The sequence below is a fragment of the Streptomyces sp. NPDC005262 genome (assembly GCF_042872425.1).
GTDB lineage: Bacteria > Actinomycetota > Actinomycetes > Streptomycetales > Streptomycetaceae > Streptomyces.
Genome location: NZ_JBIAKK010000015.1, coordinates 167,632 through 182,628 on the forward strand (window position 1 = coordinate 167,632; position 14,997 = coordinate 182,628).

The 14,997-nt window shown below is 68.8% G+C and carries 13 protein-coding genes; 9 read left to right on the plus strand and 4 right to left on the minus strand.

Annotated features, from left to right (window positions below; genetic code table 11):
* Positions 1 to 16 precede the first annotated feature (16 nt).
* Positions 17 to 1,051: an adenosine deaminase gene (locus tag ACFYP5_RS30135; protein WP_389041867.1), complete on the minus strand. Its 1,035-nt coding sequence runs from the start codon at positions 1,049 to 1,051 to the stop codon at positions 17 to 19.
* A gap of 133 nt (positions 1,052 to 1,184) precedes the next feature.
* Here ACFYP5_RS30135 and ACFYP5_RS30140 point away from each other — a divergent pair, with 133 nt between their 5' ends.
* Positions 1,185 to 1,892, plus strand: a complete 708-nt coding sequence (locus ACFYP5_RS30140) for a DUF4190 domain-containing protein (RefSeq protein WP_389041869.1) — start codon at positions 1,185 to 1,187, stop codon at positions 1,890 to 1,892.
* Between the two features lie 108 nt (positions 1,893 to 2,000).
* Here ACFYP5_RS30140 and ACFYP5_RS30145 read toward each other — a convergent pair whose 3' ends face one another.
* Complete coding sequence (locus ACFYP5_RS30145; RefSeq protein ID WP_389041871.1) at positions 2,001 to 2,540, minus strand: NADAR family protein; 540 nt, start codon at positions 2,538 to 2,540, stop codon at positions 2,001 to 2,003.
* Between the two features lie 215 nt (positions 2,541 to 2,755).
* Here ACFYP5_RS30145 and ACFYP5_RS30150 point away from each other — a divergent pair, with 215 nt between their 5' ends.
* The 8 genes from ACFYP5_RS30150 (at position 2,756) to ACFYP5_RS30185 (ending at position 12,554) form a co-directional block, all read left to right on the plus strand.
* Positions 2,756 to 4,270, plus strand: coding sequence for a gamma-aminobutyraldehyde dehydrogenase (locus ACFYP5_RS30150; RefSeq protein ID WP_389041872.1), 1,515 nt, complete (start codon positions 2,756 to 2,758; stop codon positions 4,268 to 4,270).
* 42 nt (positions 4,271 to 4,312) lie between these two features.
* Positions 4,313 to 5,563, plus strand: coding sequence for a spermidine/putrescine ABC transporter substrate-binding protein (locus ACFYP5_RS30155; RefSeq protein WP_389041873.1), 1,251 nt, complete (start codon positions 4,313 to 4,315; stop codon positions 5,561 to 5,563).
* Positions 5,564 to 5,621: 58 nt separating this feature from the next.
* Positions 5,622 to 6,773: an ABC transporter ATP-binding protein gene (locus tag ACFYP5_RS30160; protein ID WP_389041874.1), complete on the plus strand. Its 1,152-nt coding sequence runs from the start codon at positions 5,622 to 5,624 to the stop codon at positions 6,771 to 6,773.
* Positions 6,770 to 7,702: an ABC transporter permease gene (locus tag ACFYP5_RS30165; RefSeq protein WP_030928288.1), complete on the plus strand. Its 933-nt coding sequence runs from the start codon at positions 6,770 to 6,772 to the stop codon at positions 7,700 to 7,702. The genes ACFYP5_RS30160 and ACFYP5_RS30165 overlap by 4 nt, the downstream gene beginning before the upstream one ends.
* On the plus strand, positions 7,702 to 8,505 hold the full coding sequence (locus ACFYP5_RS30170; RefSeq protein WP_030928286.1) for an ABC transporter permease: 804 nt from the start codon (positions 7,702 to 7,704) through the stop codon (positions 8,503 to 8,505). The genes ACFYP5_RS30165 and ACFYP5_RS30170 overlap by 1 nt, the downstream gene beginning before the upstream one ends.
* Positions 8,506 to 8,528: 23 nt before the next feature.
* On the plus strand, positions 8,529 to 9,944 hold the full coding sequence (locus tag ACFYP5_RS30175; protein ID WP_389041876.1) for an NAD(P)/FAD-dependent oxidoreductase: 1,416 nt from the start codon (positions 8,529 to 8,531) through the stop codon (positions 9,942 to 9,944).
* A 136-nt stretch (positions 9,945 to 10,080) separates the two neighbouring features.
* Complete coding sequence (locus ACFYP5_RS30180) at positions 10,081 to 10,593, plus strand: hypothetical protein (RefSeq protein WP_389041878.1); 513 nt, start codon at positions 10,081 to 10,083, stop codon at positions 10,591 to 10,593.
* Between the two features lie 137 nt (positions 10,594 to 10,730).
* Positions 10,731 to 12,554 (plus strand): chitinase, encoded by a 1,824-nt coding sequence (locus tag ACFYP5_RS30185; protein ID WP_389041880.1) that lies wholly within the window; start codon positions 10,731 to 10,733, stop codon positions 12,552 to 12,554.
* Here ACFYP5_RS30185 and ACFYP5_RS30190 read toward each other — a convergent pair.
* Together ACFYP5_RS30190 and gabT are read right to left on the minus strand one after the other, a co-directional pair.
* Positions 12,539 to 13,360 (minus strand): phosphatase PAP2 family protein, encoded by an 822-nt coding sequence (locus tag ACFYP5_RS30190; protein ID WP_389041881.1) that lies wholly within the window; start codon positions 13,358 to 13,360, stop codon positions 12,539 to 12,541. The genes ACFYP5_RS30185 and ACFYP5_RS30190 overlap by 16 nt on opposite strands.
* Positions 13,361 to 13,483: 123 nt before the next feature.
* Positions 13,484 to 14,824 (minus strand): 4-aminobutyrate--2-oxoglutarate transaminase, encoded by a 1,341-nt coding sequence (gene gabT / locus ACFYP5_RS30195; protein ID WP_389041882.1) that lies wholly within the window; start codon positions 14,822 to 14,824, stop codon positions 13,484 to 13,486.
* Positions 14,825 to 14,997: the final 173 nt, after the last annotated feature.

The following is a 14,997-nucleotide window of genomic DNA, read 5'->3' on the forward strand; positions in this document are numbered from 1 at the left end:
TTGTCACCGCCTCCGGTCACCGGCCGGTGCCCTCCAGCCAACTCGTCGTGTACGTGTCGATCTCGGCGGCCAGCGTCCGCTTGCCGGCCGGGTCGAGGTACGAGGCCTCCACCGCGTTCTTGGCGAGTGCGGCGAGACCCCGCTCGTCCAGGTCGAGGAGACGGGCCGCCACCCCGTACTCGTTGTTGAGGTCCGTGCCGAACATCGGCGGGTCGTCGCTGTTGATGGTGACCAGGACGCCGGCGTCCACCATCTCCTTGACAGGGTGCCGGTCGAGGTCGGTGACGGCGCGGGTCGCGATGTTCGAGGTCGGGCAGACCTCCAGCGGAATCCGGTTCTGGGCGAGGTGGTCCAGGAGCCTCGGGTCCCGGGTAGCGCTGGTGCCGTGGCCGATGCGCTCGGCGCGCAGCTCGGTGAGGGCGTCCCAGATGGTCTGCGGGCCCGTGGTCTCCCCGGCGTGCGGGACGGAGTGCAGCCCCTCGGCGATGGCCCGGTCGAAGTAGGGCTTGAACTGCGGGCGGGGCACGCCGATCTCAGGGCCGCCGAGCCCGAACGCGACGAGCCCCTCGGGCCGCAGCCCGACCGCGAGCCGGGTGGTCTCCTCGGCGGCTTCCAGTCCGGCCTCGCCGGGGATGTCGAACGTCCAGCGCAGTACGACCCCGAGCTCGGACTCGGCGGCCTTGCGGGCGTCCTCGATGGCCTCCATGAAGCCCTGCTCCGGAATCCCGCGCCGGGTCGAGCTGAACGGGGTGACGGTCAGCTCCGCGTACCGGATGTTCTGGCGGGCCATGTCACGGGCGACCTCGAAGGTCAGCAGCCGGACGTCCTCCGGGGTGCGGATCAGGTCCACGACGGAGAGATAGACGTCGATGAAGTGGGCGAAGTCGGTGAAGGAGAAGTAGTCGGCCAGCGCCTCGGGGTCTGTGGGGACCTTGGAGTCAGGGTGGTGGGCGGCCAGTTCGGCGACGATGCGGGGAGAGGCGGATCCGACATGGTGGACATGCAGTTCGGCCTTGGGCAGCCCCGCGACGAAGGGGTGCAGATCGGTCATCGGATCCTCCGGAACGTGAGGTTCGAGCGGTCCGGGCGCATTGCGGCCCGGGGCGGGACGGGGATCATCGTAGGCCGGGCCCGGGCCGGCGGGAGCGGGCCGTAGCATGACGGGACCACGATGGGGGAGGCCCATGTCAGACAACACAGAGCAGCCAGGGGGCGGGGCGGCGCCACGCGACCCGTGGGCTCCGCCGGACAGCAGAGTGCCGCTGGAGAAGCCGGCCGGTGATCCTCGTCCGCCTGCTGTTCACGATCAGCCGACGGTGACGTCGATGCCGGGTGTAGGGGACGGCCCCGCACCTGCCACCGGACCGGGGTTCGGTCCGGGAGCTCCGACCGGTCCGGCGCCGGCCGCCGGCCCCGGGGAGGTACCGCCGCCGCCGATCGCACCGAACGGACCGGGCCAGCAGGTCCCGCCGGCCGCGGGGCAGTACGGTTACCCGGCCGCGCCGGGCCCGCAGTACGGGAGCTACCCGGGGTATTCCGGCTACGGCCAGACCTCCTGGGGCAGCGCGCCTTCGAACGGCATGGGTACGGCAGCCATGGTGCTCGGCATCCTGGCCGTCTGCCTGTTCTGCATCTACGGGATACCCAGCCTGATCCTGGGCGCACTCGCCCTGATCTTCGGCATCCTGGGCCGTAAGCGGGTGCAGCGCGGCGAGGCGACCAACAGCGGCCAGGCGCTCGCCGGGATCATCATGGGGTCCATCGGCATCGTTTTCGGTCTGGGGATCATCAGCTTCCTGATCTGGCTGTTCGCCACCCACGCCGATGAGTTCGACGACAGCACCTACGACGACCCGTACTCCTCGTCCCTCGTCGTCGACGTCACGCGATAGGCGATGTCGGGCGGCGGTACCGGAACCTTGCGGACCGGTGCCGTATCCCACCTGACGGCCGGGCGGGCCGGGCTCCGGCCCGCCCGGCCGTCGCACATCCGGGCCGCCTCATGGTGTGCGCAGCTCCGCCCGCGCGTCCATCAGCGCGAACCCCAGCAGATTCAGCCCACGCCAGCTCGCCGGGTCCTCGGCACGCGGATCGTCCGCCGCCAGCCCGATGCCCCAGATCCGGTCCACGGGGCTGGCTTCGACGAGCACCCGGTTCCCGGTGTTCACCAGGAACTCCCGCAGCTCGGCGTTCTGGCCGAACTTGTGGACGCTGCCCGCCACCACCAGGGCGAACCGCTCCCGCTCCCACACCGACTCGTCGAAATCGCGGACCAGCCGGCCCGTCTTCTTCGCCGCAGCGGGGCTGCTCGCGGACACGGCCCGGCGCTCCGCCTCCTCGTCGCCGAAGAGCCGCGCCTTGCCGGCCATCATCCAGTGCTCGGCCGACGCGTAAACCACATCGTCGACGGTGAACGGCGACGGCCACCACTGACTGAGACAGCTCGCACCGATCCGCCCGTCCGGGAGCGGGCGGTGTCCCCAGAACCGCAGGTACTTCACCTTCTCGCCGTGACGGGTCCGCGCCACAAGATCGTTCATATGCTCCATGGCATGCGAGTGTGGCATCCGCCACTGACACTCCGTACGTGGAATTCCGTACCGACGCGACACATGGTCGACAGATTCCGTCGCGTAACCAAAAGGAAACAACGGAATCACTTGTTGGGCTCAGTGTCCTCTGTCAGGATCGGCACTCAATTCGAGCAGAAGCTACGCCGCCCCGGTCGACGGGGACAGCGGCGGAGGAGAGCGTCATGGGCAACGGCTTCCAGGTGCAGGACCGCTTCGCGGGCGGCGCGCAGTACATCGGCGGAAGTCTGCGCTCCGGCACATCGGGACGCACTCACGCGGTCGTGAACCCGGCGACGGGCGAGGCCGTCTACACGTACGAACTGGCGGGCACCGCCGATGTCGACGCGGCCGTCGCTGCCGCCCGGGAAGCCTTCCCCGGCTGGTCCGGTGCCACGCCGGCCGAGCGGTCCGAGGCGATGCACCGCTTCGCCACCGTACTCGCCGAGCAGGCCGACGACTTCGCGTACGCCGAGTCGCTCCAGTGCGGCAAGCCGATCAAGCTCTCCACCGAGTTCGACGTGCCGGGCACCATCGACAACACCTCCTTCTTCGCGGGCGCCGCCCGCCATCTGGAGGGCAGGTCCGCGGCCGAGTACGACGGCGACCACACCTCGTACGTACGCCGTGAGGCGATCGGTGTCGTCGGCTCCATCGCCCCCTGGAACTACCCGCTCCAGATGGCCGCCTGGAAGATCCTCCCGGCGATCGCTGCAGGCAACACGATCGTGCTGAAGCCCGCCGAGATCACCCCGCTGACCTCGTTGATGTTCGCGCAGGCGGCCACGGAGGCGGGTATCCCGGACGGTGTGATCAACATCGTCACGGGGGCGGGCAAGGACGCGGGCGAGCACCTCGTCGGCCACCCGGACGTCGTGATGACCTCCTTCACCGGCTCCACCGCAGTGGGCAAGCGGGTCGCCGAGATCGCCACGGCCACCGTCAAGCGCCTCCACCTCGAACTCGGCGGCAAGGCCCCCTTCCTGGTCTTCGACGACGCCGACCTCGACGCCGCCGTCAACGGCGCGGTCGCCGGAGCGCTCATCAACACCGGCCAGGACTGCACCGCCGCCACCCGCGCCTACGTCCAGCGACCGCTCTACGACGCCTTCGTCCAGGGGGTTGCCGAGCTGATGGAGACCGTACGGCTCGGCGACCCCTTCGACCCGTCGACCGACCTCGGCCCGCTGATCAGCCACGCCCAGCGGGACCGGGTCGCCGGATTCGTCGAGCGCGCCCGTGGGTACGCCACCGTCGTCACCGGTGGCGAGGCCCCCGGCGGCCTCCTCCAGGACGGCGCGTACTACCGGCCGACGCTGGTCGCGGGGGCCGCCCAGGACAGCGAGATCGTCCAGTCGGAGATCTTCGGTCCGGTCCTGGTCGTGCTGCCCTTCGACACCAACGACGAGGGCATCGCTCTTGCCAACGACACCCCGTACGGACTCGCCGCCTCCGCCTGGAGCCGGGACGTGTACCGGGCGGGCCGCGCCACCCGCGAGATCAAGGCGGGCTGCGTCTGGGTCAACGACCACATTCCGATCATCAGCGAGATGCCACACGGCGGATACAAGGCCAGTGGCTTCGGCAAGGACATGTCGGCGTACTCCTTCGAGGAGTACACACAGGTCAAGCATGTGATGTACGACAACACCGCGGTCGCACGCAAGGACTGGCACCGCACGATCTTCGGGGACCGATAGCCCGGCCGACCACGGCCATTCCCACCCGAAAGGGCAACGCGCATGGAGCAGTACGAGCCCGAGCACCTCTCTGCAGCGCAGCTGGCCGCGATGCGGCGCAGTCTGACGAGTGGCAGGGGCGCCCTCACCCGGCGTTCGCTCATCCGCGCCTCAGGCATGGGCGCGCTCGCGCTCGGCGGACTGGGGACGCTGAGCGCATGCGGCATCCCGCCCGCGAAGCGGGAAGGGGACGCCGCAGCGGCCTCGGACGACCATTCGGCCAAGGAGAAGCAGATCAACTTCTCCAACTGGACCGAATACATGGACGTCAGTGAGGACGAGAAGCACCGGCCCACGCTGGAGGCGTTCACGAAACGCACCGGGATCCAGGTCAAGTACACCGAGGACATCAACGACAACGTCGAATTCTTCGGCAAGATAAAGCCGCAGCTGGCCGCGGGCCAGGACACCGGCCGGGACCTCATCATCGTCACCGACTGGCTGGCCTCGCGGATCATCCGGCTCGGCTGGGCCCAGAAGCTCGACCCGGTGAACCTGCCGCACGCCTTCGCCAACCTCTCGTCCCAGTTCCGCACCCCCGACTGGGACCCGGGCCGCGCCCACTCGTACCCCTGGACGGGTATTCCGACCGTCATCGCCTACAACTCCAAGGCGACCGGTGGGCGCAAGGTCGACTCCGTCACGCAGCTGCTCGACGACCCCTCCCTCAAGGGCAGGGTCGGGTTCCTCTCCGAGATGCGTGACTCCGTCGGCATGACCCTGCTCGACATGGGCAAGGACCCGGGGAAGTTCACGGACGCCGACTTCGACGCGGCGATCGGCCGGATCCAGAAGGGCGTCGACAAGAAGCAGATCCGCCGCTTCACCGGCAACGACTACACCGCGGACCTCGACAAGGGTGACATCGCAGCCTGCGTCGCGTGGGCCGGCGACATCATCCAGCTCCAGTCCGGAAACCCGGACATCAAGTACGCGATCCCGGCCGCCGGTTACATCACGTCTACCGACAACATGCTGGTCCCCGCCAAGGCCCGGCACAAGACCAACGCCGAGAAGCTGATCGACTACTACTACGAGCCGCCGGTCGCCGCCCAGCTCGCCGCGTACATCAACTACGTCTGTCCGGTGGACGGTGTCCGCGAGGAACTCACCAAGATCGACAAGGCGATGGCCGCCAACACACTCATCCTCCCCGACAAGGAGATGGCGGCCCGGTCGCACGCCTTCCGCTCGCTGACAAGCAAGGAAGAGACGGCGTACGAGGAGAAGTTCGCCAAGCTCATCGGCGCCTGACCGCGGTGCCTTTTCCCTCTCGCCCGATCTCCCCCTGACACCACTGGGACTGCGACCCATGACACAGCAGCAGACAGCAGGCGGCGACGTCCGCCTCACCGGGATCAGCAAGACGTACGGTTCCTTCGCCGCCGTCCAGCCGCTCGACCTGACCGTCCCCCAGGGCTCCTTCTTCGCCCTGCTCGGAGCGTCCGGCTGCGGCAAGACCACCACCCTGCGGATGATCGCGGGGCTGGAGGAGGCCACCACCGGCACCATCTCGCTCGGCGGCCGGGACATCACCGACCTGCCCCCGTACAAGCGCCCCGTCAACACCGTCTTTCAGAGCTACGCGCTCTTCCCGCACCTGGACATCACCGAGAACGTCGCCTTCGGTCTGCGCCGGCGGGGCATCAAGTCGGTGAAGAAGCAGGTCGACGACATGCTGGAGCTCGTACAGCTCGGTGACTTCGCCAAGCGCAAGCCGCACCAGCTCTCCGGCGGCCAGCAGCAGCGCGTCGCTGTCGCCCGGGCCCTGATCAACCACCCGCAGGTGCTCCTGCTCGACGAGCCGCTCGGCGCCCTCGACCTCAAGCTGCGCCGCCAGATGCAGCTCGAGCTCAAGCGCATACAGACCGAGGTCGGCATCACGTTCATCCATGTCACCCACGACCAGGAGGAGGCCATGACCATGGCCGACACCGTCGCGGTGATGAACGCGGGCCGCGTCGAGCAGCTCGGCGCCCCCGCCGACCTGTACGAGAACCCGAAGACCACCTTCGTCGCCAACTTCCTCGGCACCTCCAACCTCATCGAGGGCGAGATCACCGAGTCCGGCACGGACATCCTCGTCGGCGCGGGCGGCAGCACACTGCGACTGCCCGCCGGGCGATGCTCGGCCCCCACCACCCGCGGCGGCAGGATCCTGGTCGGCATCCGCCCGGAGAAGATCTCCCTCACATCCGCCGGCGAAGCGGACACCATAGCGGCCGGACGCAACCGGGTGACCGGCCGGATCGTCGACTCCAGCTTCATCGGCGTCTCCACGCAGTACGTGGTGGAGAGCCCGGCCGGCAAGGCACTTCAGGTGTACGAGCAGAACGTCGGGCACCGCGCGGGACTCACCCGCGGCGCCGAGGTCGTCCTGCACTGGAACCCGGAGCACACCTTCGGCCTCGACGCGGCCCAGGACATCGACGCCGGTGTGGAGACGGTGGAGGACGCGACGTGACCGTCACCGAAGCGCCGCCCGCGCCGTCCAAGGACCCCGCCGAACTCCCCGTACGCAAGGCCTCCACGCGAAAGCGGCTCGTCCCGTACTGGCTGCTGCTCCCCGGCATCCTCTGGCTGGTCGTCTTCTTCGCCCTGCCGATGGTCTACCAGGCATCGACCTCCGTACAGACCGGGTCCCTGGAGAAGGGGTTCGAGGTCACCTGGCACGTCCAGACCTACTGGGACGCGCTGTCCGAGTACTACCCGCAGTTCATCCGGTCCCTGCTGTACGCGGGAACGGCGACGATTCTCTGCCTGCTGCTCGGCTACCCGCTCGCGTATCTCATCGCGTTCAAGGCGGGCCGCTGGCGCAATGTGGTGCTGGTCCTGGTCATCGCGCCCTTCTTCACCAGCTTCCTGATCCGTACCCTCGCTTGGAAGACGATCCTCGCGGACGGCGGCGCGGTCGTCGACGTGCTCAACGCCCTGCACGTCCTGGATGTCACCAGCTGGCTCGGCTGGACCGAGAACAACCGGGTGCTGGCCACCCCGATGGCCGTGGTCTGCGGTCTGACGTACAACTTCCTGCCGTTCATGATCCTGCCGCTCTACACCTCGCTGGAGCGGATCGACGGCAGGCTGCACGAGGCGGCCGGCGATCTGTACGCCACCCCCGCCACCACGTTCCGCAAGGTGACGTTCCCGCTCTCCATGCCGGGTGTCGTCTCGGGCACGCTGCTGACCTTCATCCCGGCCAGCGGTGACTACGTCAACGCCGAACTGCTGGGCTCCACCGACACCAAGATGGTCGGCAGCGTCATCCAGACCCAGTTCCTGCGCGTCCTCGACTACCCGATGGCGGCCGCGCTCTCCTTCATCCTCATGGCGGTCGTCCTGCTGATGGTGACCGTCTACATCCGCCGCTCCGGGACGGAGGACCTGGTCTGATGCCCGTACTGCGCTGGCTCCGCCGCCATCTGATCGTCATCGCGGGTCTGCTGACCCTCGCCTACATGATCCTTCCGAACATCGTCGTGATGGTGTTCTCCTTCAACAAGCCGAACGGGCGCTTCAACTACGCCTGGCAGCGCTTCTCGCTGGACGCCTGGACGGACCCCTGCGGCGTGGCCGACATGTGCGGCTCGCTCTCGCTCTCCCTCCAGATCGCCACCTGGGCGACGATCGGCGCGACCGCGCTCGGCACGATGATCGCCTTCGCACTGGTCCGCTACCGCTTCCGGGCGCGCGGCGCGATCAACTCGCTGATCTTCCTGCCGATGGCGATGCCCGAGGTCGTCATGGCCGCCTCGCTGCTCACGCTCTTCCTCAACATGGGCGCCCAGCTGGGCTTCTGGACGATCCTCATCGCACACATCATGTTCTGCCTGAGCTTCGTCGTGACGGCGGTCAAGGCACGCGTGATGTCGATGGACCCGCGACTGGAGGAGGCGGCCCGGGATCTGTACGCGGGACCCGTGCAGACCTTCGTCCGGGTGACCCTGCCGATCGCCGCCCCCGGAATCGCCGCGGGAGCGCTGCTCGCCTTCGCGCTCTCCTTCGACGATTTCATCATCACCAATTTCAACGCGGGCTCGACCGTGACCTTCCCCATGTACGTCTGGGGTTCGGCTCAGCGCGGCACACCCGTGCAGATCAACGTCATCGGCACGGCGATGTTCGTCATTGCCGTTCTGGTGGTCGTCGCCGGCCAGCTCATCTCGAACCGGCGAAAAAACAGCGCACGACCCTGAAAGTCCTGAAGGAGTTGGAAACCATGGCCCCAGCTGCCATGCGTACTGCTGCACAATCACTCTCCGGCGCACGGCCGGTCTCATACTGGCTGGACGATCCCGGCAGGCCCGACGCGCTTCCCGCGCTCACCGGCGACGAGCACTGCGATCTGCTCGTCATCGGCGGCGGATACAGCGGACTGTGGACCGCGCTGATCGCCAAGGAACGCGATCCGGAACGGGACGTCGTACTGATCGAGGGGCACGAGGTGGGCTGGGCCGCCTCGGGCCGCAACGGCGGCTTCTGCGCCGCCTCCCTCACCCATGGCCTCCCCAACGGCCTGGAGCGCTGGCCGGACGAGATCAGGAAGCTGGAAGAGCTGGGGGAGCAGAACCTCGACGCCATCGAGGCGGCCGTCGCCCACTACTCCATCGACTGCGCGTTCGAGCGCACCGGCGAAATTGATGTCGCCACCGAACCGCATCAGCTGGAAGAGCTGCGGGAATGGCACCAGGAGGCCGAGAAACTCGGCTTCACCGGAGTGGAATTCCTCGACCGGGATGCACTGCGCGCGGAAGTCGACTCACCGACCTTCCTCGGCGGACTCTGGGACCGGCGCGGAGTCGCCATGCTGCACCCCGCCAAGCTGGCCTGGGGCCTCAAGCGGGCCTGCGTCGATCTCGGGGTGCGGGTGTACGAGCACACCCGCGGCCTCGAACTGGCCAGGACCGCCACCGGGATGGCGGTCCGCACGCCGTACGGGAAGGTCCTCGCACGCCGGGTCGCACTCGGCACGAACATCTTCCCGTCGCTGGTCAGGCGAGTTCGCCCGTACACCGTCCCGGTCTACGACTACGCGCTGATGACCGAGCCGCTCACCGCCGACCAGCTCGCCTCCATCGGCTGGAAGAACCGGCAGGGACTGGGCGACAGCGCCAATCAGTTCCACTACTTCCGGCTGTCCGAGGACAACCGGATCCTGTGGGGCGGCTATGACGCGATCTATCCGTACGGCGGCCGGCTGAGCGCCGACCTCGACCAGCGGCCGGAGACGTTCCTCAAGCTCGCGGGCCAGTTCTTCGAGTGCTTCCCGCAGCTGGCAGGGGTACGTTTCAGTCACGCCTGGGGCGGTGCGATCGATACCTGTTCCCGCTTCTCCGCCTTCTTCGGCACGGCCCACCAGGGGCGGGTCGCCTACGCCGCCGGATTCACCGGACTCGGCGTCGGAGCCACCCGGTTCGGCGCCGATGTGATGCTCGATCTGCTCTCCGGTGAACGGACCGAGCGAACCGGTCTGGAGATGGTGCGCACCAAGCCGTTGCCGTTCCCGCCGGAGCCGTTCGCCTGGGCCGGGATCGAACTCACGAAGAGGTCCTTGGCCAGGGCGGACAGCCAGGGGGGCCGGCGCAATCTGTGGCTGCGCACCATGGACCGGCTGGGACTCGGCTTCGACAGCTGACCCAGGTCCGGGAGACACCGCTCATGATGTGACCCAATTCACTTCCGGTCGGTGCCCCGACTCGCGTAATGATCCGGGTCCAGCCCCCTCTCGCCGTGTGGACGCACTGTCGGTGCGCACGGAAAGGGAGGCCGTCATGACTGGCTCGGAGGTAAGGGCGGCAGTCGACTGGCTCGCCTCGGTGGCACCGGATCCGGCTGCGTGCCGGTGGGAATGGGAGCGCAGTCCCCAGGGGATTGCGCTCCTTCCCGCAGGCAGGCGCTGGGACGTACTGATTCTTCCGCGGGAGCTCGGCTGCCCGACGTTCGATGTCCTCACCCGTCTCGTCGACCGCCCGGGGCCGGTCCTCCCCGACTTCGGCGACGCCCGCATGGGCTTCTTCGTGCCGCCGGGTACGGTCGCCCGCTGGATCGGAACGGGGGTACGGGGAGTGGGGCTCGGGACCTGGATCCTCGTGCCGTACCCGGGGCGGGCGCCCGGCGGGGTGCGTTGGCTGATACCGCCCGACGGCTCGGGGACGCTGACCGACGCGACTCTGCTGGAACTGGCGATGCACGAGGCCGCGGCGGCGACGGTGTGGGGTGGCGACCCGGGTGGCGATGGGGGTGAAGGCAGGGACGGGGGTGGCCGGCGGAGCGCCGGGGGCTGAACGGGCGCCGGGGAGTCGGGTGGTGGGGCCGGTATCCCGTGTGGCGGGCCCGGAATGGCGCCACAGGTCTTGACAACCTGATTGGTCTGGACCATGTTGTGGCGCCACGCTCAATTCCCCCCTGCACGGAGGCCGTTGTGGAACGCACGGGACCCCCCGCCCGATTTTCCGGACTTCTGACCGCCCTCTCGGCGGCTCTGCTCGTCGCCGGTGGCCTGGCAGCCTCGGCGCCGTCCGCCGCGGCGGCCGACACCGATCTGGCGCGCAACGGCGGATTCGAGGCCGGTCTGGACGGCTGGAGCTGTACGGGCGGCAGCGGAGCCGTCGTCAGCACACCCACCCACGGCGGAACTTCCGCACTCAAGGCGACGCCGGCCGGCAGCGACAACGCCGAGTGCTCCCAGACCGTCACGGTCAAGCCGGACTCGACGTACACGCTGAGCGCCTGGGTGCAGGGCAGCTATGTCTACCTCGGTGCGTCCGGAACAGGCACCACCGATGTGTCGACCTGGACGCAGTCCTCTCCCGGCTGGACGCAGCTCACCACCACGTTCAAGACCGGTGCCGCCACGACGTCCGTGAAGATCTACACCCACGGGTGGTACGGCACTCCCACCTACTACGCCGACGACCTCACCCTCGTCGGCCCCGGCGGCGACCCCGTCGCGGTCCCCGCGCCCCCCGCCGGGCTGAGGGCCGGCACGACCACCTCCTCCTCCGTCACCCTCTCCTGGACCGGCTCCACGGGAGCCGCCGGCTACAACGTCTACCAGGGCGGTACGAAGGTCCTCTCCGTCACCGGGACGTCCGCGACCGTGACGGGCCTGGCCGCCTCGACCGCGTACAGCTTCCAGGTCACCGCGACCAACTCCGCCGGTGAGTCCGCCAGGTCCACGGCCGTCACCGCCACCACCACGGCGGGCGGCGGAGGCGGCGGCTCCGGCCTTCCCACCCATGCGCTCGTCGGCTATCTGCACTCCAGCTTCGCCAACGGCTCCGGCTACACGCGGATGGCGGACGTCCCCGACTCGTGGGACGTCATCGACCTGGCCTTCGGTGAGCCGACCTCCGTCACCTCGGGCGACATCCGGTTCTCGCTCTGCCCGGTCACCGAGTGCCCGAACGTCGAGTCCGTCGCCGAGTTCAAGGCGGCCATCAAGGCCAAGCAGGCCGCGGGCAAGAAGGTGCTGATCTCCATCGGCGGCCAGAACGGTCAGGTGCAGCTCTCCACCACCGCCGCCCGTGACACCTTCGTCTCCTCCGTCAGCAAGATCATCGACGACTACGGTCTGGACGGTCTCGACATCGACTTCGAGGGCCACTCGCTCTCGCTGAACACCGGCGACACCGACTTCCGCAACCCGACCACCCCGGTCATCGTCAACCTGATCTCCGCGGTGAAGACCCTCAAGGCCAAGTACGGCGACAAGTTCGTGCTGACCATGGCCCCCGAGACGTTCTTCGTGCAGCTCGGCTACCAGTACTACGGCTCGGGACCCTGGGGCGGCCAGGACCCGCGCGCCGGCGCCTACCTCCCGGTCATCCACGCCCTGCGTGACGACCTCACCCTGCTGCACGTCCAGGACTACAACTCGGGCTCCATCATGGGTCTGGACAATCAGTACCACTCGATGGGCGGCGCCGACTTCCACATCGCCATGACCGACATGCTGCTCACCGGCTTCCCGGTGACCGGTGACACCACCAAGGTGTTTCCCGCCCTCCGCCCCGAGCAGGTCTCCGTCGGACTTCCCGCCTCCACCCAGGCGGGCAACGGCTACACCTCGCCCAGCGAGGTCGACAAGGCGCTGAACTGCCTGACGAAGAAGACCGACTGCGGTTCGTACGCGACACACGGGACCTGGCCCGGACTGCGTGGACTGATGACGTGGTCGATCAACTGGGACCGCTTCAACAACGGTGAGTTCTCGAAGAACTTCGACGCCTACTTCGGGGGCTGACGTCGCCGTGACCGACCGCTCGACCAGCTGAGCGCCACGAGCAACAGCCCGCTCAGGCACCAGCCGGCGAGCACATCCAGCGGCCAGTGATAGCCGCGCAGCACCAGACCGATGCCCGTCGCCACTGTCAGCAGGACAGCGGCGACGGGCATCACCCATGACCCCTTCGACCGCTCTGCCGGCGTTGTGCGGTACGCGATCAGCAGCGCCGCCGCCCCGTACGCCACCGCGGCCGTCGCCGCGTGGCCCGACGGGTAGTAGCCGGTCTCCGTGGTCAGTGGTCCCGTCCGGGCGATCCAGTCCTTGAGCGGGACGACCAGTGCGGGTACCGCGGCCATGGCGAGAGCGGCGTACAGCGGCAGCCGGCGTGCGCCCCGTACCAGGGCGTGGACGACCGCGCAGCCGAGGACCGGGAGAGCGACCTGCATATTGCCGAGATCGGCGAGGAATTCGGTGAGGCGGCCGGGGCCGTGGCCGACGACGCTCCGGCCGATCCGCTCGTCCAGCCTGCGCAACGGGCCGTCGGCCGCGACCTGCCAGGTGAGGAGCGCGAGGACCGCGAGAAGCGGCAGCAGGAAAAGGAGAGAAGCCGGCCGCCCCGGAACAGGGGGGGTGGTTCCGGGGCGGCCGCCGAGATCGGTTTGCCGCGCGCCCCGGGGGGTTTGGGGCGAGCGGCCATCCGATCGGTGAGGAGTTCCGGAGCCGGAGGCTCCAGCGGTGTGCGCGATGGCACGACCAGGACGGCGCTGGGGATGCTCCGACCCGGTATCACCCGCAGTCGCCTGCGAGCGGGGTGTTTCTCTCATCTGCTGGAACCGTACGGCAGCCGACGGGGGACCGACAGCGGGAACCGGATCCCGCCATGGCCCCCCCACACGTTCTTCACAGGCCCTCACGTGGACCCGGTCGGAATCGGCGCCAGGATCGCATCAGATCTGGGCGAAAGCCTGCTCGATGATGTCGAGGCCCTCGTTGAGCAGGTCCTCGCCGATCACCAGCGGCGGCAGGAAGCGCAGCACGTTGCCGTACGTGCCACAGGTGAGGACGACCACGCCCTCCGCGTGGCAGGCCTTCGCGAGCGTCGCGGCGGCCTCCGGGTTCGGGTCCTTGGTGCCGGCCTTCACCAGCTCGATCGCGATCATCGCGCCACGGCCACGGATGTCACCGATGACATCGCCGTTCGGCAGCTTCGCCTGCATCTCGGCGAGGCGGCCCTTCATGACCTCCTCGATGCGCTTCGCCTTCCCGTTCAGGTCCAGCTCGCGCATCGTCTCGATGGCGCCGAGCGCACCCGCACAGGCCACCGGGTTTCCGCCGTACGTACCGCCGAGGCCACCCGCGTGCGCGGCGTCCATGATCTCGGCGCGGCCCGTCACGGCGGAGAGCGGCAGACCGCCCGCGATGCCCTTGGCGGTGGTGATCAGGTCGGGGACGATGCCCTCGTCCTCACAGGCGAACCACTGGCCGGTGCGGCAGAAGCCGGACTGGATCTCGTCCGCGACGAAGACGATGCCGTTGTCCTTGGCGAACTGCGCGATCGCCGGGAGGAAGCCCTTCGCCGGCTCGATGAAGCCACCCTCGCCGAGCACCGGCTCGATGATGATCGCGGCGACGTTGTCGGCGCCGATCTGCTTCGTGATCTGGTCGATGGCCTGGGCGGAAGCCTCGGCACCGGCGTTCTCCGCACCGGTCGGCCAGCGGTAGCCGTACGCCACCGGGACCCGGTAGACCTCGGGCGCGAACGGACCGAAGCCCTGCTTGTACGGCATGTTCTTGGCGGTCAGCGCCATCGTCAGGTTCGTCCGGCCGTGGTAGCCGTGGTCGAAGACGACGACCGCGGTGCGCTTGGTGTAGGCACGGGCGATCTTCACGGCGTTCTCGACGGCCTCGGCGCCCGAGTTGAACAGCGCGGACTTCTTGGCGTGGTCGCCCGGCGTCAGCTCGGCGAGCTGCTCACAGACCTCGACGTACCCCTCGTACGGCGTGACCATGAAACAGGTGTGGGTGAAGTCGGCGAGCTGCGCGGAGGCGCGGCGTACGACGGCCTCGGCGGAGGCGCCGACCGACGTCACGGCGATGCCGGAGCCGAAGTCGATCAGACGGTTGCCGTCCACGTCCTCGATGATGCCGCCGCCTGCGCGGGCGGTGAACACCGGCAGGGTGGAGCCCACACCTGCGGCGACCGTCGCGAGACGGCGGGCCTGCAGCTCCACCGACTTCGGGCCGGGAATGGCAGTGACGACGCGGCGCTCCTGCGGAATTGCGGTCATGAGGGGCTCCTGGGGGTGTTTCGGACGCTTCTCTGTCTGCAGGCTAGGGGCGAGGCCGGGGGTCCGGCATGTTCCGTTCGGGAGAAGTGGCCCGACGCGGTTGTCCGTCACGGACATAGCGAGGGCCCGGAGGCCGGTGGCGGGACTTCCCGCCCGACAGCGTCTGACGGGGG